At 66.8% G+C, this 25,301-nt stretch carries 19 protein-coding genes; 11 read left to right on the plus strand and 8 right to left on the minus strand.

The genetic code is table 11. The features are described 5' to 3' along the window. Window positions 1-86: 86 nt before the first annotated feature. Window positions 87-1,184: a glycosyltransferase gene (locus AC58NV_RS21550; RefSeq protein WP_497228974.1), complete on the plus strand. Its 1,098-nt coding sequence runs from the start codon at window positions 87-89 to the stop codon at window positions 1,182-1,184. A 71-nt stretch (window positions 1,185-1,255) separates the two neighbouring features. Here AC58NV_RS21550 and AC58NV_RS21555 read toward each other — a convergent pair whose 3' ends face one another. Beyond that, window positions 1,256-2,113, minus strand: a complete 858-nt coding sequence (locus tag AC58NV_RS21555; protein ID WP_497228975.1) for an ABC transporter permease — start codon at window positions 2,111-2,113, stop codon at window positions 1,256-1,258. A gap of 91 nt (window positions 2,114-2,204) precedes the next feature. On the opposite strand from AC58NV_RS21555, the gene AC58NV_RS21560 reads away from it, so the two are divergent. The 3 genes from AC58NV_RS21560 (at window position 2,205) to AC58NV_RS21570 (ending at window position 6,914) form a co-directional block, all read left to right on the plus strand. Continuing rightward, the gene (locus tag AC58NV_RS21560) at window positions 2,205-3,560 is read left to right on the plus strand and encodes a KpsE/RkpR family capsule polysaccharide export protein (RefSeq protein WP_497228976.1); all 1,356 of its coding nucleotides are present in this window, start codon (window positions 2,205-2,207) and stop codon (window positions 3,558-3,560) included. A 10-nt stretch (window positions 3,561-3,570) separates the two neighbouring features. Continuing rightward, window positions 3,571-4,224, plus strand: a complete 654-nt coding sequence (locus tag AC58NV_RS21565; protein ID WP_497228977.1) for an ABC transporter ATP-binding protein — start codon at window positions 3,571-3,573, stop codon at window positions 4,222-4,224. A 182-nt stretch (window positions 4,225-4,406) separates the two neighbouring features. Next, window positions 4,407-6,914: a CDP-glycerol glycerophosphotransferase family protein gene (locus tag AC58NV_RS21570; RefSeq protein ID WP_497228978.1), complete on the plus strand. Its 2,508-nt coding sequence runs from the start codon at window positions 4,407-4,409 to the stop codon at window positions 6,912-6,914. Between the two features lie 62 nt (window positions 6,915-6,976). Here AC58NV_RS21570 and AC58NV_RS21575 read toward each other — a convergent pair whose 3' ends face one another. Further along, a complete protein-coding gene (locus AC58NV_RS21575) occupies window positions 6,977-8,227 on the minus strand; it encodes a LicD family protein (protein WP_497228979.1) in 1,251 nt (416 codons plus the stop codon). A 246-nt stretch (window positions 8,228-8,473) separates the two neighbouring features. Here AC58NV_RS21575 and AC58NV_RS21580 point away from each other — a divergent pair, with 246 nt between their 5' ends. Further along, on the plus strand, window positions 8,474-9,646 hold the full coding sequence (locus tag AC58NV_RS21580; RefSeq protein ID WP_497228980.1) for a hypothetical protein: 1,173 nt from the start codon (window positions 8,474-8,476) through the stop codon (window positions 9,644-9,646). 6 nt (window positions 9,647-9,652) lie between these two features. On the opposite strand, the gene glf is transcribed toward AC58NV_RS21580, so the two are convergent. The 5 genes from glf to AC58NV_RS21605 all read right to left on the minus strand — a co-directional run bounded on the left by glf (window position 9,653) and on the right by AC58NV_RS21605 (window position 16,256). Continuing rightward, on the minus strand, window positions 9,653-10,819 hold the full coding sequence (glf, locus tag AC58NV_RS21585) for a UDP-galactopyranose mutase (RefSeq protein WP_497228981.1): 1,167 nt from the start codon (window positions 10,817-10,819) through the stop codon (window positions 9,653-9,655). A gap of 224 nt (window positions 10,820-11,043) precedes the next feature. After that, window positions 11,044-11,448 (minus strand): glycerol-3-phosphate cytidylyltransferase, encoded by a 405-nt coding sequence (gene tagD, locus AC58NV_RS21590; protein WP_497228982.1) that lies wholly within the window; start codon window positions 11,446-11,448, stop codon window positions 11,044-11,046. A gap of 297 nt (window positions 11,449-11,745) precedes the next feature. Continuing rightward, window positions 11,746-14,250: a CDP-glycerol glycerophosphotransferase family protein gene (locus tag AC58NV_RS21595; RefSeq protein WP_497228983.1), complete on the minus strand. Its 2,505-nt coding sequence runs from the start codon at window positions 14,248-14,250 to the stop codon at window positions 11,746-11,748. Between the two features lie 54 nt (window positions 14,251-14,304). Continuing rightward, window positions 14,305-14,940, minus strand: a complete 636-nt coding sequence (locus tag AC58NV_RS21600; protein WP_497228984.1) for a sulfotransferase family 2 domain-containing protein — start codon at window positions 14,938-14,940, stop codon at window positions 14,305-14,307. A gap of 131 nt (window positions 14,941-15,071) precedes the next feature. Further along, on the minus strand, window positions 15,072-16,256 hold the full coding sequence (locus AC58NV_RS21605; RefSeq protein ID WP_497228985.1) for a peptidase G2 autoproteolytic cleavage domain-containing protein: 1,185 nt from the start codon (window positions 16,254-16,256) through the stop codon (window positions 15,072-15,074). A gap of 276 nt (window positions 16,257-16,532) precedes the next feature. Between AC58NV_RS21605 and AC58NV_RS21610 the strand changes: the two genes are divergently transcribed. The 6 genes from AC58NV_RS21610 to AC58NV_RS21635 all read left to right on the plus strand — a co-directional run bounded on the left by AC58NV_RS21610 (window position 16,533) and on the right by AC58NV_RS21635 (window position 24,778). Beyond that, window positions 16,533-19,442 (plus strand): calcium-binding protein, encoded by a 2,910-nt coding sequence (locus AC58NV_RS21610; protein ID WP_497228986.1) that lies wholly within the window; start codon window positions 16,533-16,535, stop codon window positions 19,440-19,442. 196 nt (window positions 19,443-19,638) lie between these two features. Further along, window positions 19,639-20,295, plus strand: coding sequence for a metallophosphoesterase family protein (locus AC58NV_RS21615; RefSeq protein ID WP_497228987.1), 657 nt, complete (start codon window positions 19,639-19,641; stop codon window positions 20,293-20,295). Between the two features lie 348 nt (window positions 20,296-20,643). Further along, window positions 20,644-21,096 (plus strand): hypothetical protein, encoded by a 453-nt coding sequence (locus AC58NV_RS21620; protein WP_497228988.1) that lies wholly within the window; start codon window positions 20,644-20,646, stop codon window positions 21,094-21,096. A gap of 292 nt (window positions 21,097-21,388) precedes the next feature. Then, the gene (locus AC58NV_RS21625) at window positions 21,389-21,628 is read left to right on the plus strand and encodes a VPEID-CTERM sorting domain-containing protein (RefSeq protein WP_497228989.1); all 240 of its coding nucleotides are present in this window, start codon (window positions 21,389-21,391) and stop codon (window positions 21,626-21,628) included. Between the two features lie 230 nt (window positions 21,629-21,858). Continuing rightward, on the plus strand, window positions 21,859-22,539 hold the full coding sequence (locus tag AC58NV_RS21630) for a sugar transferase (protein WP_497228990.1): 681 nt from the start codon (window positions 21,859-21,861) through the stop codon (window positions 22,537-22,539). Window positions 22,540-22,633: 94 nt separating this feature from the next. After that, the gene (locus AC58NV_RS21635; protein WP_497228991.1) at window positions 22,634-24,778 is read left to right on the plus strand and encodes a GumC family protein; all 2,145 of its coding nucleotides are present in this window, start codon (window positions 22,634-22,636) and stop codon (window positions 24,776-24,778) included. A gap of 84 nt (window positions 24,779-24,862) precedes the next feature. Here the strand turns inward: AC58NV_RS21635 and AC58NV_RS21640 are convergent, their stop codons facing one another. Further along, window positions 24,863-25,153 carry a hypothetical protein gene (locus tag AC58NV_RS21640; protein ID WP_497228992.1) on the minus strand — a complete coding sequence of 97 codons (291 nt, stop codon included), beginning with the start codon at window positions 25,151-25,153 and terminating at the stop codon, window positions 24,863-24,865. Window positions 25,154-25,301: the final 148 nt, after the last annotated feature.

Below are 25,301 nucleotides of genomic sequence, written 5' to 3' on the forward strand. Positions count from 1 at the left end.
GAAAGGGTTTGACAGGGGCGGGGAATTATGAGTTTTCGCACCCGCACATGCAGCACCGGATTCATCTCACAGGCAAGGAGCACCCTTTGGCGTCAGCAGCAGAGGCCCCCGGCACCACATCCCCGGCATCCGCCGCCCCCGCAGGCGCGGGCCGCCTGGTGGCGGTGGTGGTGACCCACAACCGGCTGGACAAGCTGAAGGCAACGCTGGCGCGGCTGCTGGAGAGCCCGGAGCATGAGCTGGCGGCGGTGGTGGTGGCCGACAATGCCTCCAGCGACGGCACCGGCGCCTGGCTGGCCGCGCAGGACGACCCCAGGCTCGACATCTGCACCAGCCAGACCAACCGCGGCGGCGCCGGCGGCTTCGAGATGGGCATGCGCCGGGCGATGGAGGCGCACGGCCCGGACTGGCTGGTGGTGATGGATGACGACGGGCGGCCCGCACCGGGCGGGCTGGCAGCGTTCCACGGGCTGGCCATGCACCGGCAGCCGGCAGGCGCGGCCGGCGGTGGCGGCTGGGACGCGGTGGCGGCGGCGGTCTATTTCCCGGACGGCCGCATCTGCGAGATGAACCGCCCCTCGCGCAACCCGTTCTGGCACGCCCGCGAGTTCCTGCGCACCCTGTTCGGCGGCGGCCGCTCCGGCTTCCATGTGCAGCCCTCGGATTACGAGGGGCCGGGCATGCAGATCGATGTCACCTCTTTTGTCGGCTTCTTCATTTCGGCGGATGCGGTGCGGCGGATCGGCTTTCCGGATCCGGAGCTGTTCATCTATGGCGATGACGGCATCTATACGCTGGGGCTGACTAAAGCGGGCGGGCGCATCGGCTTTGAGCCTGCGGTGCGGTTTGAGCATGACCTGTCGACCTTCCAGGGCGGCGCCAAAGAGCCGGCCGGGGAGAAGGCCAAGGCCAAGGCGGATGCCGCGCAGCGCGGCCGTTTCGTGCCGCTGTGGAAGGCCTATTACTACCACCGCAACCTGCTCTTGCTGTACCGGATGGCGGCGGGCTGGCTGTTCTGGCCGGTGCTGCTGGTGATCGTTCCGAAATGGCTGATGAAGGCGCGTCAGCACCCTGGCGCGCGCCGCGCTTTCCTGCGGCTGATGGGCCATGCGCTGCGCGACGGGCTGCTGCGGCGCACCAGGGTGAGCCATGCACGGGTGCTGGAGCTGGCCGCCGAAGACTGACCCCCGGCCCGCACCGCATGCGCCCCGGGCGGGGCAGGCGGCTTCAGGCGGGCGGTTTCAGGCAGGCGGCCTCAGCGGTTCAGGATGTCCCGGTGGTAGCGCCCGGTCAGCACCAGCCCCAAGGCCAGCAGCGCTAGACTGGACAGCAGCACAAACGGCACGCTGGCATAGGAGGCGGTATAGGTGGGGTAGAAGCCGGTGCGCATCAGCCCGGTGATATGCATAAGCGGGTTGAACCACAGGATGTCCTGGGCCAGCGGCGGCAGGTCCTCATAGATGAACAGGATGCCGGAGGCGATGAACAGCGGCCGGGTCAGGATCGACCAGGCGACCTCCCACAGGGGGAACAGCCCCGAGAGCACGCAGTTCAGGGCGCCCACCCCGAGGCCGAGGATCATTGCCAGGAACATCGCCAGCACCGCCGGCGGCAGGTCCAGCACCGCGCGGCTGTCGATGACGGCCAGCACCGCTCCGGTCAGCAGCAGGGTGACCAGAATGCCGGTGAGGCTGTTGAGCAGGAACCGGGCCAGCAGGGCATCGATCCAGGTCACCGCCGGGTAGCGCAGCAGCGGCCGCGAATAGCTGAGCGCCCGGGCCACGGTGTTGGACACGCTCTGGTAGAGATTGAACGGCAGGAAGCCGGTGGCGTAGAACAGCAGGAAACTGGTGCCCAGCGACGGGTTGCGGATCACCAGCGAAAAGCCGATGGCCAGGAACAGGATCGCTGCCAGCGGCTCCAGCACTGCCCACAGGTAGCCGCCCGGCGTGCGCCCGTAGCGGGTCGACATCTCGCGCAGCATCAGCGCCGCGATGGTGCGCAGCGCGGCAAAGCTGCGGGCGCGCCCGGTGCCGGGACGTTGGGCAGGAGGGAAGGCCGGAGCGGCGGCCGAAGACGGGGCCGGGGCTGCCGCGGATGTGGGTCGGGTCATGAATAGCCATTGTGAATATGCGCGCTGCAGGCGATAATATGAAAGAAAGACGAGGCAATTACAAACGGCTGCAGGCCGGGGTAAGCAGATTATGACACAGGATCGTCCGGCGGCGCAGCGCACAGCGGCCGCCCAATTCCGTTCTGGCCGCAAGGATACGGGCGGCAAGGGCACCGGCGCGGCAGCAAAGCCCGGTCCTCTTGAGCCGGAGGTGAAGATCGCCCAGCAGAAGCGCCGGATCGGCCGCCTGCTGGTCCGGGCCGAGGCCGCCGAGGCGGAGCTGGAAGCGCTGCAGCAGCAGCAGCCCGCCTATCCGATTGCCCGCGCCGCCCATATGAAACGGCGCCACTGGGGGCTGATCGCCTCCTTTGCGCTTTTGGTTCTGATGCCGCTGGCGGCGGCGGTGTTCTATCTGTTTGCGGTGGCCGAAGACCAGTATGCCTCCACCGCCGGCTTCACCGTGCGCAGCCAGGACAGCGCCGGCGCCAATGACATCCTGGGCGGGCTTGCCAGTTTCACCGGCAACAGCACCGCCTCCGACAGCGACATCCTCTATGAATTCATCCAGAGCCAGGAGCTGGTGGCCGCAGTGGAGGCGCGCACCGGCCTCAGCGCCCATTATGCCAGCCGCTGGCCCGGCGACTGGGCCTTTGCGCTGTGGCCAGAGGCCACGCTGGAGGATCTGACCTGGTACTGGCAGCGCATGGTGCGGATCGCCTATGACAGCGGCTCCGGGCTGACCGAGGTGCAGGTGACCGCCTATGATCCGCAGATGGCCCAGGCCATCACCCGCGCCATCACCGAGGAAAGCCAGATCCGCATCAATGCGCTCAACGAGCAGGCCCGCACCGATGCGATGCGCTATGCCGAGGCCGATCTGGCGGAGGCGCTGGAGCGGCTGAAAGCGGCCCGCGAGGCGCTGACCGGGTTCCGCACCCGCACCCGCATCGTCGATCCGGAAGCCGACATCCAGGGCCGCATGGGGGTGATGAACAACCTGCAGCAGCAGCTGGCCGAGGCGCTGATTGAATACGACCTGCTGGCGGGCACGGTGGCGCCCGGCGACGTGCGGCTGAACAAGGCACAGCAGAAGATCGAGGTGATCCGCGACCGCATCGACATCGAGCGCCAGACCTTTGCCTCCAGCAACACCGACACCGGCGGCGTCGGCGAGGACTATCCGACGCTGATCTCCGAGTTCGAGCGGCTGACGGTGGACCGGGAGTTTGCCGAGGAGACCTACCGCGCGGCGCTGGCGGCGCTGGAGGTGGCGCGCGGCGAGGCGGCCCGCCAAAGCCGCTACCTGGCCACCTATATCAAGCCGACCCTGGCCAGCGAGGCGGAATACCCGCGCCGCTATGTGCTGAGCGGGCTCACCGGGCTGTTCCTGCTGCTGGTCTGGTCGATCGGCGGCCTGATCTATTATTCGGTCCGCGACCGCAGCTGAGGGCAGGGCGGTGATCCGGTTCGAAAACCTGACCAAGAGCTTCTGGATCAAGGGCGAGCGCAAGATTGTCATCGACAATCTGAACCTCACCCTGCCGGGGGGCAAGTCGCTGGCGCTTTTGGGCCGCAACGGCGCCGGCAAGTCGACGCTGCTGGAAATCATCGCCGGCACCCTGCGCCCCGATCACGGCCGGGTGGTCTCCGACGGCTCCATCTCCTGGCCGGTGGGGCTGGCGGCCTCGTTCCACCGGGATCTGACCGGCGCCGAGAACGTCCGCTTCATCGCCCGCATCTACGGCGTCGACAGCGACGATCTGGTGGCCTTTGTCGAGGAGTTCTCCGAGCTTGGCAAATCCTTCCACATGCCGATGCGCAGCTATTCCTCCGGCATGCGCTCGCGGCTGACCTTCGGCGCCTCGATGGGGATCCGCTTTGACACCTATCTGGTCGACGAGGTGACGGCGGTGGGCGACAAGGCGTTCCGCCGCAAGAGCCGGGCGGTGTTTGCCGACCGCATGAAGCTGTCCGGCGCCATCATGGTCAACCACTCGATGAAGCAGGTGCGCCAGTTCTGCAATGCCGGCCTGGTGCTGGAGAAGGGCGAGATGCGCTATTACGAGGACCTGGAGGAAGCCATCGCCGTGCATGAGGCGATGCTGGCCTGAGCGGCCCCTGAGGGGCAGGTTGCCGAGGACCCGCGCTGGTTGACCTGAATACTCAAACCGCATAGAGGACAGCCACATCTGCGCCCGGTGCGGCGTTCAGCATCAGACAGAACAATCCCCAGACAGCGTCCTTTACTTCTAAGGCGAGGCTGGTTTTTTTGCAGGCTAGGAAAGTGTCGAAATTGAAAACCGCTGTCAAAAATGCCTTGGTGAAGTTCAGGCCCTATGACGCAAAATTGCGCCAATTCGCCCCGTACAAAGCCGTTTCCTCCCGGCTTGAGCACCTGTACCGGAATTCGCCCGTCATCGGTTTGGCTGGCGCCAAGGACCGGACCTATTACTACACCAAATATGATCAGGTGAATCTTGATCCGAAAGTTGTGTTGTTTGACAGCTTTTGGGGGCGCAAAATCTCCTGCAACCCTTATGCGGTCTTTCTGGAAATGCACCGCCGTGAAGAGTTCAAGGGCCACACGTTCATCTGGGTGAAAAACGGGGATGTGGACGCGCCGGAATGGATGGCCGGCCGGCCTGAGATCAAGTTTGTGGAATACCGGTCCAAGGAATATGCACACGCATTGCTGCAGGCGGAGACGCTGGTGGGGAACTCGAATTTCCCGGGTTACTTCATCAGGAAGCCTGGTCAGAAATACATCAATGTATGGCACGGCATCCCGCTGAAGTGCATGGGCATGGACATGCCCCAGCCGCTTAAGAATTCATTTAACACCCAGCACAATTTCACCCAATCGACGCATATTTGCCTGGCCAGCGAGTATGCGGTCGAAAAAACAGTGGTTCCTTACGGCGATATCTTTTCGACCGCCCGGGCAAGGGTAACGGGGTCTCCGCGCGTTGATGTCACCCTGAACGCTGATGCCGAAGACGTCCGCCGGCGCCTTGGCATAGCGGATGGCAAGAAGGTTATTCTTTATGCTCCGACATGGAGAGGCGTTGTTGGCAACGTTGCCGGGGAAATGGCCCACCAGGTCGATACGATACAGCTTCTGTCGGAAAAATTCGGCGGCCAGTACCACATCCTGCTGTCGATCCATAACTACACCAGGAACAATCTGGCGAGCCTGCCGCAGAACTGTAAAATCATTCCCGACCAGGTGAATATCAACGAGGTGCTCGCCGCCACCGATATTCTGATCAGCGATTACTCCAGCGTCTTCTTTGACTTTCTGGTGCTGGACCGGCCGACGGTGCTCTACACCTATGATCTCGAAGATTATAAGGCGACGCGGGGCCTGTACCTTGACATCAATACGCTCCCCCTTCAGGTCGCCCACACGCATGAGCAGCTTGCCGGTTTCATTTCCGCACCGGCAAAGCCGTCGGAAAGCGAAAATTACGCCGCTGTCATGAAGGATATTCTGCCTCTGGAAGACGGGCAGGCAAGCCGGCGCGTTGTCGATCTGCTCCTGTCGCAGCCCGAACTGGAGCGCGCTCCCTCAGAGAAGAAGACGATCCTGTTCTATCCCGGGTTTCTGGGGCGGAACGGGATTACCGCGGCATTCCTCAACCTCATTGAGACGATTGATCACGGCAAATACGATGTTTCGGTGGTGGTCGACTGCCGGTCCGTGGACAGCTCGCCCATCGGCGAGGAATATCTCGAAAAGCTGCGCCGGAACTGCCGTGTGATACTGAAATCCGAAGCGATGTTTGTCGCCCCTTCGGATATGGCGGCCTATAATGCCTGGCGTGCCGGCGAGACGACTGAAGGGCTTGGGGCAAGCCTGGAGCGGAGCATGGATCTGGAGGTCCGGAGGATTCTTTCGGACCGGCACTTCGACAGTGCCGTCAACTACTCGTCCTATACCGTTTGGTGGGTGGATTTCATCAAACGTGCCAGCGCCGATCACCATGCGCTTTACCAGCACAACGACCTGCACGCAGAGGCGCATAATCCAAGTGCAGACCGGAACCAGCGCCAGCTTTTGAATGTGTTTGAAGAGTATAAGCACGTCCAATCGCTGATTTCAGTCTCCCCGAGCCTGAGGGACATCAACACTTCCAAACTGGGCCAGTATTATCCCGGCCCGGACAGCGCGAAATACGCCCGCAACATCGTGCATCCGGATAAAATTCTGAACCAGGCGCAGGATATACGTGCGCTCCCCGAACAGATTAAGACCCTCTTGAGCTTTGAACAGCTCCTGGAGCAAAGAGGCCTCGAGACGCGGCCCCTCGTTAAATTCGTAACAAGCGGGCGGCTGTCTCCGGAAAAGAACCAGGCACGGTTGATCGAAGCGATGAAAAAGGTCGTTGAGGCCGGTGTCAATGCTGTCCTGATTGTCATGGGAACCGGTCCGCTGGAAAAGGACCTGCAGAAACTGGCCAGAAAGCTTGATCTGCAGAACCGGATCATTTTCACCGGCCATGTCGACAATCCCTTTGCGGTTATCAGCATGTGCGAGTGTTTTGTGCTGCCGTCCGATTATGAAGGCCAGCCCATGGTGCTTCTGGAGGCACTGGCGATGCGGAAATACTGCATCGGATCGGATGTCCCCTCGATCCGCTACGTTCTGGACGGCTACGGCGAGCTGGTGGAGCGGACCCCTGACGCCTTTGCCGAGGCGATGATCCGCTTCGCCAATACGCCCAAAGACGTGCCTGCGTTCGACTTCGGCTCCTATACAAAAGAAGCCATGGCCGAATTCCATGACGCGATCGGGGTCTGAACGCCCCCCGAAGGCATGACACTGCGAGCGGGGCTTGAACTGCGGCTCCTGGGGGCCTGGCCCTAGGGGGCAAACAGGTCTTCGGGGATCTGCCAGCCGCCGTCTGCGGAGGGCGCGATATGGCCGGCGCGCTGCATCTGCGCCAGCAGCGCCCGCCGCCGCGGGCTGCCGGCGCTGAGCCGCAGCTGCCAGAGCGCCTGGGCCAGCGACAGCGGATTGGGCAGCAGCTGCAGGTTGGGGGTGTCGGAGCCGCAGTGGAAATCGCGCTTGGGGATCTGCCAGTTACCGTAGTTCTCCGTCAGGTAGCGGCCGGCGTCATCCGGGCCCTGCACCTCGATGCCGGCCAGCGGGTAGGGTGCCAGGCCGAAGTCCGCATTGTCCCAGCGGTACTGCGAGGAGCCGTGCCACAGCAGCCCGTCCTCGCGGTAGTGCAGGAAGATGTCGGCGACGGTGCCGTTGGCGTGGCGCAGCTTGTAGAGCACCGGCAGGTCGCGCCGCACCAGGCGGCCGCTGCTGCTGCGCTCCAGCCGGGTCTGGCAGGCGCTGGAAATGCAGCGGAACGGCGGGCTGCCGTGCAGCACCGCTTCCAGGCGGTCCAGATCGGTTTCCTCTGCAATCACCCCGAGGTCGATGTCGTAGTCATGCTCCAGGATCGCCTTCTCGCGCACCGCGCCCAGGAAGGTTCCGGAGAGCACAAAGGCGCGGATGCCGTTCCGCTCCAGCAGCGCCAGGGTGTCGCGCAGCGCCTGTTCGGCACCGGTGCGGGAAAACTGCTGCCGGATCGGCGCTTCGGCGGCGGGCGGCTGGCTGCCAGGCGGCACCGGCGGCGCCTGCAGCACCGCCTGCAGGGCGGCGGCGGCGTCCTGGCGGAACATCTGCAGGCAGCGGCCATAGTCCGGGGTGCCGAAGGCGGCGAGGGCGGCGCTGGCCGAGATCAGGCACAGCTCGCCCTGCAGCACATCCGGCGCCAGGCGGGCGCCGCGGCGGCTGAGGAAGCGGCGCTGCGCCGCCAGCTCCCGCGGGGCCAGGTCCTGGTAGAACACCGGCACCGGATCCTGCGAGATATCAATGCCGGGCCAGCCGCGCCGCAGGTACCAGGACAGCCGCCGCATGCCGGTCAGGAACTGGTCGCCGTGCAGCCGCCGGAACATCTCGCGCGCCAGGGCTGGCGTGCCGGTCACCGCCAGGGTGGCGGCGGCGGCGGCCAGGGCGGTGCCCCAGCGGGCGGCGCGGCCGTGGCTGCGGGTCAGGAACTGCCCGGGGAACAGGGTGCGGGCAAGCCGGGCAGCGGGGCGGGAAGCGGTCAGCGTCATCGGGGAGAGGGGAGTCCTGGTGGCGGTCTTTCGGGGCATGTGCAGGCGGGCGGCGGCGGGGCCGCTCCGGCTGGCTGAATACCGTGTTCCGGAGGATTTGGATAGGGGCCTGATGCGGGCCGTTGCAGCCGGCCGCTCTACCGGGGCTTGCGGGGAAACCGCGGTGGCCTTCCCGGGCGGCAATGCGTAGTATCCGGCGCGGGAAACAGCCGTGCCCTGCGCGGCGCAGGAGAGCAGTCAAAAGCCATGAACAAGGTCACTTTGCACATCGGCACAACCAAGACCGGGTCGACCAGCATCCAGAGCTTTATGGCCGCCAACCGGGAGCTTCTGGCGGAGCAGGGCATTCTCTATCTCCGCAGTCTGGGCGAGGTGCCCCACAACGCCATTCCGGTGTTCCTGCAGGGGCGGCAGCGCGAAACTCAGCTGCAGGAGAAGCACGGTATCCGCACCCAGGCGCAGTATCAGAAGTTCGAGCGAAAGGTGCAGGCGGCGCTGGCGGAGGAAATTGCCGCCCATCCGGACAAGCATATCGTGATTTCCAGCGAGCATATGCATTCGCGCTGCACCCGGCCGGAGCATTTCGCGCGGCTGAAGACCCTGCTGGCGCCGGCCCTGGAGGGCCGCCGGCTGCGCATCGTGATCTACCTGCGGCCGCAGATCGACCACGCGGTGGCGCTCTATTCGACCATGCTGCGGCACGGGCTGGAGGAGGACGTGGACAGTTTCCTGGCGCGCCACATGCACCCGCCCAAACGCGGCTATTTCAACTTCCGCAAGCTGCTGGAGAACTGGGGCCGCGAGTTCGGCCCGGAGGTGCTGGAGGTGCGCGCCTTTGCCGCCGCAAAGGGCCTGCCGCATGGGGTGGTGTCGGATTTCGCCGCCCTGCTGGGGCTGGATCCGGAGGCGCCGGGGTGGGAGCTGCCGGAGCGTGAGAACACCAGCATGGGCGTCTGGGCAGCCGGGGTGCTGCGGGCTCTGAACAGCGGCGAAACCGGGGTGGAGCTGCCGCCCCATGCCGACTTCCGGCTGCGCCAGTGGCTGCGCAACGAGGTGCCGCCCGGCAAGGTGCTGCCGAGCCTGGACACCGCCCGGGCGTTCCAGAAGAGCTTTGCCGGGGGCAACAAATGGGTGGCGGCGCAGTATTTCAAGGACCGCCCCGGCGCGCTGAAGGCTGACTGGACGCCGTTTGAAACACCGCCGACGCCGCAGCAGGATGTCAGCCCCGAGGCGCTGATCCGGCTGGCCGAAACCATGATGTATTGCGGCAAGCCCGCGCCCGAGCGCTGGGTCCGGCGCTGGTGGCGCCGCCTGTTCGGCAGCGAAGAGGAGGCGCAGGCGGCCTCCGCCCCGGCGCCGCAGCCCGCCCCGCAGCCCGGAGGGCAGGGCAGTCCGGAGGGCAGCGGCTCTCCCGGCTGATTCTGCCTAGGCCAGCGGCGGCGCAAAAAACGCCGGTGCCGCCTGGCCCTTGCCCCGGCAGTCCAGGAAGCCGCGCGCGGCGTCCAGCGCTTCGCGGATGGTCACATCCATGTCGAGATAGCGGTAGGTGGCGAGACGGCCCACGAAGGTGACGCCGCGGGTCTCCTCCGCCAGCTTCACATAGGCCGCCAGCAGCTCCTTCTCCTTCACCTGGCGGATCGGGTAGTAGGGGATGTCGCCGGGTTCTGCCTGGCGTGAGAACTCGCGGTAGAGCACAGAGCCCTCATGGCTTTCCCAAGGGCTGAAATGCTTGTGCTCGGTGATGCGGGTGTAAGGAACAGCTTCCTCGCCGTAGTTCATCACCGCGCAGCCCTGGTAGTCGCCCTGATGGGTGAAACGCTCGAAATCCAGCGTCCGGTAGCCGAGCCGGCCGAGCCTGTAGCCGAAGTAGCCGTCCAGCGGCCCGGAGTAGAACACATGATCGTATTCTGCCCCCATCTCCGGGGTGAATTCAGTCTCTAACCTGACCGAAATGCCCGGGTGGCCGAGGATCCTGGTGATCATCGCGGTATAGCCGTCCTCCGGCATGCCCTGGAATTTGTGGAAGAAGTAATTGTCGTCGTAGTTGAACCGCACCGGCAGCCGCTTGAGGATGCTCGCGGGCAACTCCGAGGGGGGCATGCCCCATTGCTTGAGGGTGTAGCCCTTGAAAAACGCCTCATAGAGATCTTTGCCGACGAACCGCATTGCCTGCTCTTCGAAGGTTTCGGGGTTTTCGATCGAGGTGTCGGCCTGTTCGTTGACAATGAAATCATGCGCCTCTGCGGGGCGCATCGTCTTGCGGAAGAACTGGTTGATAGTGTGCAGGTTCACCGGCAGCGAGAACACTTCCTGCTCGCCCGACAGCCCGCGGGTGGTCGATTTCACCCGGTTCTTGTAGGGCAGGAAGGCTGCGAAGCGGTTCACATAGTCCCAGACCTCCGTGTCGTCGGTGTGGAAGATATGCGGCCCGTAGACATGCACCATCACGCCGGTCTCCGCGTCGCGCTCGGTGTGGCAGTTGCCGGCGATGTGGGCGCGCGCGTCGATCACGGTGACCTGATGGCCGGCCTCAGCCAGCTGGCGGCCGATCACCGCGCCCGACAGGCCTGCGCCTACGCATAGAATGTTCATGGCGGTTCTCCGGGTCCGTTCCGACGCGCTGCCGGCCCTTGCGGCCCTATTGTGCCGCAGGCGGCGGCGGATGTCATACGGCTGTCATGCTCTGCGGGTTAAGTGCCCCGGAACGCCGCCGGCAGGGCGGCAGGGCACAGGAGGCGGCAGTCGGGGAACAGCAGGCATACCACGAGCCCGCCCGCATCTGCTGCGGCCGGGGGCACAACGCGGCGGCGGCGGTGTTATTCGGCAGCGGTGCTGAGCCCCTGCATCTTGTTGCGGATCATCGTGCTGGAGATTTCCGGCGTGCGCGGCATGTAGATGACCTGGCAGAGATCCGACAGGAAGTCGAATTCGCCGGTCCAGTCATCGCCCATGGTGAAGACGTCGATATTGTGGTCCTGCACGTCCTGGCGCTTCTGCTCCCAAGTGTGCTCCGGAATCACCAGATCCACATAGCGGATCGCCTCGAGGTCGCGCTTGCGCTCCTCCCAGGAGAATTTCGAGGTCTTGCCCTTGAGCTGGTTGAATTCGTCGGAGGACAGCGCGACGACCAGGTAATCGCCCAGTTCCCGGGCCCTGCGGAGCAGGCGGATATGTCCGAAATGAAGGGTGTCAAAAGTGCCGTAAGTAATCACACGCCGCATTAATAACTCCATATTCACAAGCCCCGTGCCGGAAGGCTGCTTTCCGGTCCGGTCTGGCTGCAATTCCGCTTTCCCGCCGGGGCCTGACTGCTCGTGCCGGGATGCCTCTCTTAGCTGTGGAAGCGTTGATAGCCGGTTAAACGGCCTTTGGGTAGACCCCGTGCTGAATTAGTCCGCAGGCTGCTGCCGGCAGGCCGCATTCTGCCGTTGCCGCCGTTTGGCGGGCCTGTTTCCGCCCGGTCCGGAACCGCCCGGCCTGCCCAGGCCTGTTACCGGGCCGGACGGGAAGGGGCTGGATCAGGCCGGCGGCAGGCGCTTGGGCGTGAAGCCGAGAACGCGGTCGAAGAAATCCTGCAGGGCTTCCTCGCAATAGCTGTCTGCGTCGAACTCGGCACCGCCGATGCGGCCTTCGATGAAATGGCGCATGCCCTCGGCGACCCCGTCGACGCTGGGCGGCACCAGGTGGCCGTAGTCCGTGCCCAGCACGCTGCGGGCGCCGGGGATGTCTGTGGCCAGCACCGGCTTGCCGAGGGTGAGCGCCTCCAGGAGCACCATTGGCTGGCCTTCGTAGTCGGAGCTGAGCAGGAAGCAGCTGCCGCGGGCGATCACCGGGAAGGGGTTGCTGACATGGCCTGCAAAGATCACCAGATCCTCGACGCCGCAGCGGTGCGCCTCTTCTTTCAGCTCTGCCTCCAGCGGGCCGGTGCCCATGATCACCAGCACCGCCTCGCTGCCTTCGGCGCGCAGCCGGGCCAGAGCCTGAATCGCCCGGTCCTTGGCTTTCTCCGGCGACAGCCGCCCGGCCATCACGAAGACCGGCTTGTCCCGGGGCAGCAGCAGCTCCAGCTCCCTGGGCATCTGTTCCTGGGCCCGGGCCCGGATCTCGGCGGGGCGGATCACGTTGCGCACGGTGATCGCGGCCTCCGGCGCCGCGTAATAGGCGGCGAGACTGCCGGCATTCACCTGCCGGGTTTCATCCGACACGCTGGCAACCGCGTCATACCATTTGTAGACGGCAAAGACGCCGTTGAGGATCTCGAACCGCTTGTCAGCCTCCGAGCGCATATCGTTGTGCTGGTAGATCGCGTGCCGCTTGGCCGGGAGCATCGCCATCAGCAGGCTCCAGTAGCGGGCATAGCCGCTGAAATCCACCGCCGCATCAAAGTTCATGTCCCCCACGAGCCGCCGCGCCTCGCGGCGGAAGGCGGCGGTCACCGCGGCTTCGTGCTCCGGGCTTTCAAAACCGTTCAGCGCATAGAACTGCTCCACCCGGGTGTTTTCTTCCGGGGGGCGCACCATGCCGCCGGCCCGGTGAAGCAGCCGCACCCGCGGCCCGGCCCGGCGCAGGTTGGCGCGCAGTTCCTCGGATTTTTCCAGCGGCAGGCCTTCGGTCAGCACATAAATGTCGAGATCATAAGCCTGCAGCGCGCCCAGCAGATTGAGCAGCGAGGAGGTGATGCCATTGTTCTTCCAGCCGCCGCCGAAGAACACGACCCGGGGCCGCTTGCGGGTGCGGGGCGGGGGCGGGGCGAGGAGGGCCCCGACCGCCCGGGCGGTGGCATTGCCATCCTCCAGCGGGAAGAACTGCGCCTGAGCGGCCTCATACTGCGGCATCGCATCGGCGCGCTGGCCTGTGCGGATCGCCTCCATCACATCCTTGGGCCGCATGCACAGCTGCGCAGGCAGCTCTTCGAGGCCGGCATTGAGGCCTCGAAGCTCTTCGTATTCGGCGCGGTCGTAGACATAGAGGATCAGCTGCCGCCCGGTGGCCAGATAATCGAATATGATGCTGGAATAGTCGCTGATCAGCACATCCACCGCGGCCAGGAAGCGGTTGGTGGACATGCCGGCGGGCACCGCCCGGGCGCCTTTGGCGCGGGTGCCGGTGAAATTGTGCATCTGGGCATAGACCGCGTATTGCGCGGGATCCAGCCCGCTCAGAGCTCTCAGGAGGGCATCCAGCATCGGCGCCTTCTTGTTGGCCTTGCCCAGCTCGCCGCGCCAGGTCGGCGCCACGAAGATCAGCTTCTGGCCTTCGGAGAGCCCCAGTTCGGCGCGCAGCGCCTCGCGGTCCGCCGTCAGCGTTTCATCCACCCGCGGCGCGCCGATGCAGCTGAGCCGCCCTTCGGTGGCCTCCTGCACATCCGCGGCGCCGAGCAGGGCGTCTGCGGTAAAGCTGTTCTGCAGCAGCACATGCGAGGCCTGCAGGAAATTGCGCTGGCTGTTGCGGTGCACGGTCGGGCGCAGGGCGTCCTCATGCTTGAACATCCGCTTCAGCGGCACGCCGTGCCAGGTGTTGATGTAGGACTGCCCGTCGCGGCGCAGGTACCAGGTCGGCAAGGTGCTGTTGGAAATGATTGCGCCCGCGGTGGCCAGCAGCTGCGCATAGTCCGCCGAACCGGGGGCGACAAAGCGCACATTGGGCAAATGCCGCAGCGGTTCCGGTGCGGCGGACGGGCGCTTCAGAGCCCAGACATGCTCCAGGCCTGCCCGTTCGGGATCGTTCAGCAGTGCGTCGAAGATGGCGCGCGGGCTGCAGTTCATGGAACTGCCGTGGAAGCTTTCGTACAGGACGAGGCCGGGCTGGACCGGCTCGCTTTCCAAAGCGCTGGTAAAGATGTGCTCTGGAAGGGGCGCGGGTTCGGGCAGGGGCTGTTTGAGGGATTCGGTTTTCGCGGGTTTCGGGGCCTCGGTTTGCGCGCGGTAGAATGCGCCGATCCGGCGCCGCAGCCCTGCCGGCAGGAAGCTGCTGGTCCAATATAACCTGCGGTAGGCGCTGCGCAGGAGGGGCTTCAGGGTCATGGGGGCGGTTCCGGGTCAGGGGCAGGTCAGGGCCGGTGCGGGCGGCGGCGGGGGTCAGGCGGGGGAGCTGATTTGCAGATCCTTCGGCAGCAGCTCCGGGTCATAGCCGAAGCGGTCGAAATCCGCCGCATAGAACTTGCGGATCTTCTGCAGGGTCTGTTCGGTTGCACTCAGCGTGTCGCGCTCGGACTTGCGGGCGTGGTGGATCTCGAGGGTCTCCGTGTCCAGTCCCAGATGCTCAAGCCCGGCACGCACCGGGCGCTCCAGCCCGTCTTCGAGGCGGAACACCTCGACGCGGGCGCCGATGAATTCGCCTTGCGGCCGGATGTGGTTGTCCAGGATGAAGCTGTCCTCGCCATAGCGCTTGAGCTGCCGCCGCACCCAGGTGTCGAAATCCGGCAGCTCCCGGGTCTTGCTGAGCACCCGGCGCCAGCGGTATTCGCTGACCATCCGGGCGAGCGGGTGGCGGACCACCGCAAAGGCGTAATCGTAGAACCCCGCAGGCAGCCAGTGTTTCAGCACTTCCCAGTGCATGTGCTGGGGGGTGGCGTTGGAGTAGCCCAGCCGCTTGTGGTACTTCAGCGCCTGCGGCGCGCCCGCGGCCTTCAGCACCTCTTCCACCGTGGAACCGCCGGTCTTGGGAATATGGACAAAGAGAATGACTTTATCGCCGTTCCGGTAAAGGGGCATGCAGTTGCGGCCTTCTGTTCTGGTGTCGTTTCCTGCGGGTGTCATAGCCGGCGCGGCAGGGGTTTCAAACCCGAAAGGCAGGCGCTGCGGCAGGAGCGCGTATATTGGCCGCGGACCGCGTCCCGCAGGCCTCAGCGCACCAGCCATTCCTCCAGCCCTGGCGCGGCCTGCCGCATCCGGATCCAGCCCGCCGCCGCGGGCTGGCCCTTGCGCAGGCGCAGCTTGCCGACCAGCCCCACCAGCGTCCATTCCGGGCGCCGGCTGCGCGGCACATAGGCCTGCGAGGGGTCATAAGCGGGATTTTCCTGCGGCTTGCCGTCCGCATCGCGCAGCAGGGTTCCGTAAGCGTCGCGCAGCCAGCGCTGCTTCCATTCATCCATGTCGCCGTCGCCGGCCACCGCCGGGCTGGCGCTGATCACGCCGATGGGCGTCTCGCCGGCTCTCGCGGGGCGGATTTTTACGCCTTCCAGCACCACGGAGGTCCCGCGGCGGTCTTCCCCTGCGGGGTTGCCGTCCGCCCATTCGAACCATTCCGCGTAATCGGCGCCGCCGCCGGTCCAGGCGCCGGAGCAGCTGCCGTTGCCGTCCGATCCCAGCCGGAAGTCCGGGCTGCCGCCACCGCCTGCCAGCAGGTAATCATCGCTGCTGCCCCGGATCTCCAGATGCGCCGCCGGGCTGGCGGTGCCGAACCCTGCGCGGCCATTGGGCTGCAGCGCCAGCGCGGTGCTCCAGCTGCTGCCGCCGGCGGAGAGCTTGACCGCGAAGTCATTGCTGCCCGCCAGCCCCATTTCGGCGCGGCCGCTCCAGTTCGACTGGAACAGCAGCGAGGCGGTCTCGGTGCTGGCGGATTTGTTGATCTTCAGCTGATGGCCGCTGCCTGCGTGGCTGAGCAGCGTCGCGGGCCCGGAGACCGAGAGCGGGTTGGCGGCATCCGCCGCGGTGCCCACGCCGAGGCGGGCCAGGTTCTGGGTCTGCGCCGGCGGCAGCACCCAGGCGCTGCCGCCCCAGACCCTGAGTTCACCCTCGGCGATGCCCCAGGCGCGCCAGCCGGGGGCGGGGGAGAGGAACAGCCAGCCCTCGCCCTGCCAGGCGGCAATCGCGTGGCCCTGGCCGGCCCAGGCGCCGCCGGGGCTGGCACCCAGCGCATGGGTCTCGCCAATGCCCGGGCTGGCGGGCGGCGTGGCGGCATCGAAGCCCTGGACGGTGAGCTGCACCAGCGCATCCAGCATCTGCAGCGCGGCGTTGTGGGTCACATGTTTCTGCGCCTGGGACGGCATCAGGTAGGGCAGGGCGAGGATCGGCGAGGCCTGGGTCATCGGCGGGGCTCCTGTTGCGGGGCGGACGGGGATCTTGCGCGCCAGAGTGCCAGAGCCGGGTCAAGGCGGCGCTAACGGGGCGTACGCTGCTTGCGCAACACCCCTGCGGGAGGCGGGCAGGGTCCTACTCTGTTCCCGTCCCATTCCCCGGCTGTTCGCGCAATTGTCCTCAATCTGTAAACAATGTCCCCGGTTTTGCCCGATTTGCCGCCCGCTTCGCGCCGCCCCGCCCCGCCAGGTTCAGCCTCGGGTTTTGCAGCGCATGGGAGCGGCACGATGGCATTGGCATTCACCGGACGGTTCGGCACGGACGACATGATTTTCGGCACCGATCTGCGCGATCTGGAGATCGCGGTGCAGGACGGTCAGGCGACGCTTTATGCCATCAACGGCATGAACGGCGGCCTCAGCCGCTGGCAGCTGTCCGGCAATGGCGGCCTGCCGCAGCTGGCGGGCCAGCAGCTGCATGGCCAGGCCTCCCTGCGCACCGGCAATTTCGAACTGGCGGAAACCGGCGGCGGGCTGCGGCTGCTGCAGGAGCAGGCCAGCGGCGGCCTCAGCTATTATGAGCTGGGCAGCGGCGGCAGCCTGGGCAGCCGGCAGCAGGACAGCCTGGCGGGCGCGGATGCGGGCGGGCTTGGCGATGTGGCGGTGCTGCAGCTGGCGGATGGCAATGCGGCGCTTTATGCGGTGGGGCTGGCGGGCGGCACCCTGCAGGGCTGGCGGCTGGATGCGGGCGGCAACGTGCAGGCGCAGACCGGCGCCGGCGGCGGCAGCGCCTCTTACAGCCTGGAGCCCTCGGCGCTCTTGGCCGCGGTGCAGACCGCTGGCGGGCCGGTGCTGCTGGCGGCGGATGCAGAGGGCCTGCGCGGCTACAGCGCGGATGCCGCCACCGGCGCGCTCACCCCCGGGGCGGTGCTGGGCGCGGGGCAGGGGCTGTCGGTCTCCACCATCACCGCGCTGGAAAGCTTTGAAATGAACGGCAAGGCCTGGGCGCTCCTGGGCGCTGCGGGCAGCAGCTCACTCACCCTGGTGGAGGTGGATGCGGCGGGGGGGCTGCGGTTCGAGGCGCAGCTGCAGGACACCGCGATGACCCGTTTCGGCGGCCTTTCGGCGCTGGAGGTGGTGCAGGCGGGGGATCACCTGCTGGTGCTGGCGGCGGGCAATGACGGCGGCCTCAGCCTGTTCACCCTGACCCCGGGCGGCGAACTGATCCATCTTGAGAGCCTGGAGCATATGCCGGGCCTCGGGCTGCAGAATGTGACCGCGCTGGAGGCGGTGGCGGCGGACGGCCAGCTGCAGGTCTTTGCCGCCTCCGGCGCCGAGGGCGGCATCAGCCGGTTCACCCTGCCGCTGGCGGAGCTGGGCGTTGTGCGCCGGGCCGGAGACAGCGAGGCGCGGCTCGATGGCAGCGCTGCAAATGACGTGCTGGAAGGCGGCGCGGGCGCGGCAGATCTGTACGGCCAGGCCGGTGATGACGTGCTGGTCTCGGGCGCGGGCGGCGGCGAGCTGACCGGCGGCGCGGGCGCCGACATCTTTGTCATCACCCCGGGGGCGGAGGCGGTGACGGTGCGCGATTTCACCCCCGGCGCGGACCTGCTGGACCTGTCGCTGTTCGAGGGGCTTTACAGCCCGGCCCAGCTGGACAGCCGCGGCCGCAGCTATGGCATCGACCTGGAGGCGGGCGGCACAAGGGTCGTTGTGGGCCAGGCCGGCGGCGGGCGGCTGGAGCTGGAGGATGTGTTCGGCCCGGCGCTGCGGTTCGAATTCCCGCAGCGCCAGGGGCTGGGCGGGACCCTGCCCGGCGGCGGGTTCTACGGCGGCGCCGGCCGCGACCAGCTGGCGGGCACAAGCGGCCGCGATGCGCTCTATGGGCTCAGCGGTGATGACCGGCTGGACGGCAAGGGCGACCGCGACACGCTGCTGGGCGGTGCTGGCAATGACACGCTGCTGGGCGGCAGCAGCGGCGATGTGATGAAGGGCAGCAGCGGCCGCGACAGCCTGGCCGGACAGGATGGCTATGACTGGCTGTGGGGCGGCAGCGGCGATGACAGGCTGCTGGGAGAAAACGGCTATGACAAGCTGTGGGGCGGCACCGGTGCCGATATGCTGGACGGCGGCGCCGGGCACGACCAGCTGACGGGGCAGACCGGGCGCGATACGCTGGCAGGCCGCGACGGCGATGACCGGCTGGCAGGCGGGCGGGACAATGATGTGCTGCGCGGCGGCGCGGGCAACGACACGCTGCTGGGGGAGAGCGGCGCGGATTTCCTGGCCGCCAGCAAGGGCGACGACCTGCTGTACGGCAGCAGTGGCAGCGACACGCTGCGCGGGGAAGCCGGAATGGACAAGTTGTGGGGCGGCACCGGGACGGACAATCTGGAGGGCGGCGACGGCAATGACCACCTGTGGGGCGGTGAAGACAATGACCGGCTGTGGGGCGGTGACGGCGCGGATATGCTGGACGGTGCCGCAGGCAAGGACCGCCTGGCCGGCCAGGCCGGCCGCGACACGCTGGCAGGCGGGGATGGCGATGACCGGCTGGCAGGCGGGTTGGATAATGATGTGCTGCGCGGCGGCGCGGGCAATGACACGCTGCTGGGGGAGAGTGGTGCGGATTTCCTGGCCGCCGGCACTGGCGACGACCTGCTGTACGGCAGCAGCGGCAATGACACGCTGCGCGGGGAAGGTGGCGCGGACTGGCTGTGGGGCGGCGGCGGCGATGACCGGCTGGCAGGCGGGTTGGACAATGATGTGCTGCGCGGCGGCACGGGCAATGACACGCTGCTGGGGGAGAGCGGTGCGGATTTCCTGGCCGCCAGCACTGGCGGCGACCTGCTGTACGGCAGCAGCGGCAACGACTCGCTGCGGGGGGAAGGTGGTGCGGACCGGCTGTGGGGCGGCACCGGGGCAGATCTTCTGGAAGGCGGCAGCGGCGATGACCGCCTGACGGGCGGAGAGAGCGCCGATGTCTTTGTCTTTGCCGGCGGCCACGGAAGCGATACGGTCACCGATTTCACCTCCGGTCTGGACCGGATCCGCCTGGAGGGCGCTGCCGCGGACCGCTTTGCGGATCTGGAGATCAGCCAGGCAGAGGGCGGCACCCTGATCGGCACCGGCAGCGGCTGGCTCCTGCTGGAGGGCCTGCGGCCGGGTCTGCTGGCTGCGGATGACTTCCTGTTCTGAGCAGGCCGCCAGCCCCCGCGGCTTGCCCCGCTGCGGGCAGGGGGGTATCACCGCCGGATCCCATGCCCTGCGCTGCGGCGCAGCCCAACCGGAGAGCCGCCGGCCCGTGCTGTCATCCCTGCTGCAAAAATTCGGGCCGCAAAAATCCGGGCGGGGCGCCCGCTTTGCGGAGCCGGCGCCCGGGGAGCCGCTTTGCGTGATCGGCGATGTGCACGGCTGCCTGGAGCTGCTGGAGCGCATGCTGGCGCAGGTGCCGCAGGATCACCGGATCGTGCTGGCCGGCGATTACATCGACCGGGGCGAGCAGAGCGCTGAAGTGCTGAGATACCTCAGCGCGCGCCCGGAGCTGACCTGCCTGAAGGGCAATCACGAGGACATGCTGCTGCGCTTCCTGCGCGATCCCGAACGCGAGGGCGGCCGCTGGATCAGGAATGGCGGGCTGCAGACCCTGGCCTCCTTCGCGGTGCCGGGCGTCCGGCCGCAGATGAGCGCAGAGCAACTGCGCGCGTGCCGCGACCGCCTGCAGGAGAGGATGGGGGAGGCGCTGATTGCCTGGGCCGCCGGGCTGGAGACCGCGCTGCTGTCGGGCAATGTGCTGATGGCCCATGCCGGCGCGGATCCGCACACCGCCCCGGAGCGGCAGGCGGAGGAGGTTCTGATGTGGGGGCATCCGGAGTTTTTCCGCACCCCGCGCCGCGACGGGATCTGGGTGGTGCATGGCCATACCATCGTCGCCCGGCCCGCGGCGGAGCGCGGCCGGATCGCCATCGACACCGGCGCCTATGCCAGCGGCACCCTGTCGGCGGCCTGCCTGGAGGGCGGGGCGGTGCGCTTCCTGCAGGCCAGGCGCTAGCAGCTCCCCGGCGCAGCAGGGGGCTTTCCTTCCGGACAATCCTCCGCCGGCTTCCCTGAAACAGGGCAGGGCGCTGGAACGCCGGCCGCCGGTGGCGGCAGCTGCCTCTCCTGGAACGGCATGCCTCTGCCCGCATTTGCGCTACAATAATGAGTGAGGCCGCGCGTTCCGGTTTGCAGGAGCCGCCGCAGCATACCGCCGGGAAAGGCGGATCAATCAGGCAGAAAACCCGCGATCAGGCCCTGGAGGGACACCAGGAGGGGGGCTGATGGGGCTCAGCAACAGAACCGCGGCCGGGGGGATCCGCGGCCCGGGCGGCTGCCGGGGGCTCCCGGCAGGCCTGGACAGATGATCGCGGCTGCACTGGCCGCGGCTGCCATCGGCTTGGCGGCGGCCGCGCTGTGGTGCCCGGCGGCAGAGGCGCAAGGGCTTGTTGTCGTGGGGGACGACCCGGGCGGTTACCTGCACCACCGCCTGGCTGAGCTGCAGACCCTCCGGCGCAGCGGTGCGCGTGTCGAGATCCGGGGCCGGATCTGCTATTCCACCTGCACCCTATTCCTGGGGCTGCCAGGCACCTGTGTCAGCCCCGGCACGGTCTTCGGCTTCCACGGGCCCTCGCGCCGGGGCTGGCGGCTGCGCGAAGAGGATTTCGAGTATTTCTCGCAGCTGATGGCCGCCCACTACCCTGAACCGCTGAGAACCTGGTTCCTGCAGACGGGGCGGAACCGGATTACCGGGGTCTACAAGATAACGGGCCGTGAACTTATCCGCATGGGCGTGCCGGCCTGCCGCGGCGCCTGAACGCGGCTTATGCCCGGGCGGCTGCGGGTGTCTCCAGAAAGGATTGCATCATCGGCCGCCAGGAGAGCTTTGCCGGGCGGCCCGGCAGGGAGATGCAGCGGCAGGGGCGGTGCGCGTCCTGCAGGCTCGGCGCTAGGGGCTGGATATCAAAGCAACCCAAGGTGGATCGGTGCAGCCGGGACACGGCCGGGCGGCAAAGCCGGAACAGGCGGCGGCCGGAAATTGCGCGAATTTTAAGAAAGTGTTAACGGTTTGCGGGGGGGGGTGAACTCTAACCCTTTGAGGCCGAGCAATGAAAAAAATTCTGACTGCAGCAGGCGCAGCACTTGCGGCGAACTGCCTGACCCTGACCGCCGCTTTTGCCATGGGCCGCTGGCCTCGGCAGGGCGGCGGCCGCGGTGGCGGGCAGGGCAATGGCGGCGGTCCGCATGACGTTCCGGAAATCGATGCCGGCACCGGCCTGCTGGCGCTGGCGGCGGTGGCTGCCGCCCTGATCCTGGCCTGGGAAGTGAACCGCCGGCGCCGCGCCTGACGCGGCATGCGCATTTTTTTCCATCCCCTCCTCAGCCGGCGCCGTGGCACGGGGCCGGGCGCCGGCAGCCTGACTGCCGGGGGCGGCGTTCTGCGGCAAATTGCGGCTGGGGCCCGGAAGTATGAAAAATACTACTTAAATTTATTACAACCAGGGTGTATTGAGCACATGATGCTCCCCCTATGCGGGCGAATTCTATTTAGTCGTTTGAAATTTATGGGTGTTTAACGATGCGGGATTTTGCGCTGACAGCCTATGCTCTTGAGGAAACCAGCCGGGACGCCGGCCAGGCGCCCGCCGGTTTCTATGTCCGTACCGGCAAGCGCGCCTTCGACATCGGCTTTGCCCTGCTGCTGCTGCCGGTTCTGGTTCCGGTCATCTTTGTTTTGTGGATCCTCGTGCGCTGCGACGGCGGCGCGGGGTTCTTCGGCCATACCCGGATCGGCCGGGGCGGCAAACCGTTCAGATGCTGGAAGCTGCGCAGCATGGTGGCGGATGCCGAATCGAAGCTGCAATCCTACCTGGACGCCAATCCCGCGGCGGCCGCGGAATGGGCGCGCGACCATAAGCTGTCCGATGATCCGCGAATCAGCCGCCTGGGCCGCATCCTGCGCAAGACCAGCCTGGACGAGCTGCCGCAGATCTGGAACGTGCTGCGGGGCGAGATGAGCTTTGTCGGTCCGCGCCCCATCGTCACCAGGGAACTGGCCAGATACGGCAGCAGCGTCTCCGCCTATCTGGCCCAGAAGCCCGGCATCACCGGCCTGTGGCAGGTCTCGGGCCGCAATGATGTCAGCTATGACGAGCGGGTGGCGCTGGATGTTGCCTATCTTGCCCGGCGCAGCTTCCCCGGGGATCTGAAAATCATCGCCAGGACCGGCCTGGCGGTTCTGGCCACCACCGGCCGCTGAGCCGCGGCGGCCTTTCTTCTTGCAGCGGCCGCGTGTATGCGGGGGCTGACACGCCGGGGCGGCGCGCTCCGGCCCCTACGGGTTTCGGGTAGTCATGAAACAATCGCCTTTGAATGAAGCTTCCTTTCCGGTGCCGCGGCCGGCACCCGGTGATGCGCCGGAAGACGATGCCATCGATCTCGGCGCCCTGGCCGCCACCCTGTGGCGCGGCAAATGGATCATGCTGCTGGCCACCCTGGCCTCGATCTTCCTGGGCGGTGTCTATGCCTTTGTGGCGGCGGTGCCGCTTTATACCTCCAGCGCCGTGGTGATACTGGAGACCAGGCAGCAGAGCGTGGTTGATCTGCAAAGCGTCGTCAGCGGGTTGTCGGGCGATTACGCCGAGGTCAACTCCGAGCTGGAGGTGCTGCAGTCGCGCGGGCTGATGAGCAAGGTGGTGGATAAGCTGAACCTGATGGAGGATCCGGAGTTCAACAGCGCCTTGGTTGAACCTTCTGCCCTGGGGACGCTGGTCTGGACAGTGAAATCGGGAATCAAATCGCTGCTGGGGCTGCAGCGTCCATCCGCGCCGCTGCCGGAGGAGCTGGTCAAGCAGCTGACCCGGGATAGTGTGGTCTCCACCCTTCTGAGCAAGGTTTCGGTGCGCAATGTTCCCAGCACCTTGGTGTTCGAGGTCACGGCGGAAACCGAATCTGCCCGCAAGTCGGCGCTGATCGCGGACACCATCGTCGATCTCTACATCCTCAACCAGATCGAGGTGAAGTTTGACGCCACCGAACAGGCGACAACCTGGCTGACCACCCGGGTGGCGGAGCTGAAGGCGGATCTGGAAGCCGCCGAGGCCAAGGCCAGTGAATTCAACGCCGCCACCGCGCTGGTGTCGCCGGAGGCGCTGCAGGCGCAGGAGGTGCAGCTGAAGGACCTGCGCGAGCGCATTGCCCAGGCCGGCACCGCGGCGGAGGCCGCGCAGGCGCGCTATGACGGGCTGCGCGCGGCGGGCACCCGGGAGGCGCAGGCGGAGATCAGCCAGGACCGGCAATTGCAGCGGCTGCTGGAGCAGGCGGAGACCGCCGCGGGCAGGGCCGCCTTTGACACCGCCTTCCAGCGGCTGCTGGCCCGCGCCGCGCTGGACGCCCGCCGCGCCGCGCAGCAGCTGCAGACGCTGGTGCAGTCGGAGGCGGAGCTGTCCAGGCAGACCGCCCGCCAGGGCGAGGACCTGATCACCCTGCAGCAGCTCAGCCGCGAAGCGGAAGCGGTGCGGCTGCTCTATGAATATTTGCTGGCCCGCCTCAAGGAGACCTCGGCCCAGGAGGGCATCCAGAAGGCCGACAGCCGCCTGCTGTCGCGGGCGGTGATCCCGCTGCGGCCCTCGGCGCCCAGGAAATCCCTGATCCTCACCATGAGCGGCATCCTGGGGCTGATGCTGGGGGCGGGCATTGTGCTGCTGATGGAAGCAAGGCGGCAGGGGTTCCGCTCCGCCCGGGAGCTGGAGCGCAAGACCGGCTGCAGCGTGCTGGGTCAGATCCCGGTGTTCCCGGCCAGCGGCCGCCGCAAGGTGCTGGAATACCTGGCCGAGAAACCCTCTTCGGCCACCGCGGAGGCGGTGCGCAACCTGCGCACTTCGCTGATGCTGTCCAATGTGGACAACCCGCCGCAGGTGGTGGTGATGACCTCCTCGCTGCCGGGCGAAGGCAAGACCACCAATGCGCTGGCGCTGGCGCAGAACTTTGTGGGCATCGGCAAGAAAGTTCTGCTGGTCGAGGGCGACATCCGGCGCCGGACCCTGACCGCGCAGCTGAAGGACGTGCCGCCGCAGGGCATTGTCTCGGTGCTGGCAGGCGATCTTCCGGCCAACGAGGCGATCTTCCAGGATCCGCTGCTGGGCTGCGACGTGCTGGCGGGGGAGAAGACCTCGGCCAATGCCGCCGACCTGTTCGCCTCGGAGCGGTTCCGCAGCTTTCTGGAGGAAATGCGGCAGCGCTATGACGTGATCCTGATCGACACGCCGCCGGTGCTGGTCGTCTCCGATGCGCGGCTGATTGCCCGCAATGCGGATGCGGTATTGCTGGCGGTGAAATGGGACGGCACCGCGGAGCAGGATGTGGCGGAAGCCCTGCGCCTGTTCCACACCGACAACCAGCGCCTGGCCGGGATGATTCTGGGCCAGATCAACACCCGCCGGATGAAGCAGTACGGCTACAGCTACGGCGACTACGGCTCGAAATACTACGTCAGCTGAGGCATCATGCCTGAGCAGATGGCTGCAGGAACGGCGCGTCCCCATCTGGGGGGCGCCGTTCCTTTTTCAGACCGTTTGTCTGAGTCAGTTTGTGGTGCTGACGGTGCTGGTGGTGGAGGGGGTGGAGCCGCCGCCCGCCGCCGCCGCAACGCCGGCTGCTGCCGCAGCGGCGCCCAGGGCCGGAGCCACCAGCGGCACAAAGCCGGTGACGCCTTCCGCTTCCGCAGCTGCGGCGGCTTCCCCGGCGTCGACCACAGCGCCGATGCACTCGTCGCTGTTGCTGGTCTGGTTTTCTTCACAGTCGTCCTGGCCGGCGGTCTGGGCCGCAGCAGCGGTTGCCGACAAGGCCAGTGCCAAGAGGGTAATCCGGATCATCGTCAATCTCCTAAACCTATCCGGGGCGAGCCTATCATGCCCGTGTTGTCCTGAGAATGCTGCACGGCTGCAAAAGCCCGCCATGCTTTGCTTTTTTGCGGTGTTCCGTCTGCAAGCCAGCCGCTTGGCCCGGTCTCCGGCAGGCCTG

Source organism: Leisingera sp. ANG49, from assembly GCF_059694505.1.